This window comes from Brevundimonas sp. CURTG3B2_SDJG, from assembly GCF_057364705.1.
Window position 1 is genome coordinate 1 of the sequence record NZ_JBNFOJ010000509.1, and the last position, 1,087, is coordinate 1,087.

Consider the following 1,087-nt stretch of genomic DNA (forward strand, 5'->3'; position numbering starts at 1 on the left):
GCGCCGAGCGCGCGCGGCCTACGACCGCGCCGACGCGCTCAGCCGCTCGGCCTTCTGGACCGACCAGGCCGAGATCAATCCGCTGGATCCGGTGGCCGGGGTGAAGGCCGCCCAGGCCCTGCGCGAACTGGGGCGCTACGAGCAGTCCGCCGACATGGCCCAGCGCGTCCTGCTGGTCCAGCCCGGCAACTACGAGGCCATGCTGGAGGCCGGCCGCGGGCACATCGCCCGGGGCCAGGCCTTCTACGGCATCCAGGCGCTGGAGCAGGCGCGCGACATGCGGCCGGACGACTGGCGGCCGTGGTCGCTGCTGGGCACGGCCTATCAGCAGGTCCGGCGCGGCGACGATTCCCGCGCCGCCTGGGGCTCAGGCGCTGGCGATCTCGCCCGACAATCCCGACGTCCTGGCCAACATGGCCGTGGCGGCGATGAGCACGGGCGACACGCACGGCCGAGCCCTGCTGCGCCGCGCCGCGCCCAGCCCGGCGCCTCGCTGAAGGTGCGGCTGAACCTGGCGCTGGTCCTGGGCCTGAACGGCAAGTTGGGCGAGGCTGAGCAGATCCTGCGCCGCGACCTGCCGCCGGAGCTGGCCGACCAGAACCTGGCCTGGCTGCGCGCCCGCGAGACCGGCGGGGAGCAGCAGGCCAGCGCCCGCACCTGGACCTCGCTCCAGGGCGGCTGACCGGTTGCCGCCGATCCGGCCGCGTGCTGGATAGGGCGAATGGCCTCCTCCCCCCGCGCCTACCAGGCGTTCCTGTTCGACATGGACGGGACGCTGATCACCTCCGTCGCCGCCGCCGAGCGGGTATGGTCACGGTGGGCCCTTCGCCACGGCCTGGACGTCGAGGCCTTCGTCCCCACGATCCACGGCGTCCGGACGATCGACACCATCCGGCGTCAGAACCTCCAGGACATCGACCTGGAGGCCGAGATCGCCTGGGTCGAGCAGGGCGAGATCGAGGATGTCGCCGACGTCGCCCCGATCCCGGGCGCCGTCGACTTCGTTCGCCGCCTGCCGCCCGACCGGTGGGCCGTGGTCACCTCGGCGTCTCCCGCCCTGGCGCGGGCGCGGCTGAAGGCGGCCGGG

The 1,087-nt window shown here is 74.1% G+C and carries 2 protein-coding genes; both read left to right on the top strand.

The window, feature by feature from the left end; all coding sequences use genetic code 11:
- Positions 1-682 (top strand): tetratricopeptide repeat protein (locus AC2W7C_RS18305; protein ID WP_486002620.1); only part of this gene is annotated, 682 nt, incomplete at its 5' end.
- Positions 683-721: 39 nt separating this feature from the next.
- The coding region (locus tag AC2W7C_RS18310) for an HAD family hydrolase (protein ID WP_486002621.1) at positions 722-1,087 on the top strand (366 nt) is incomplete at its 3' end.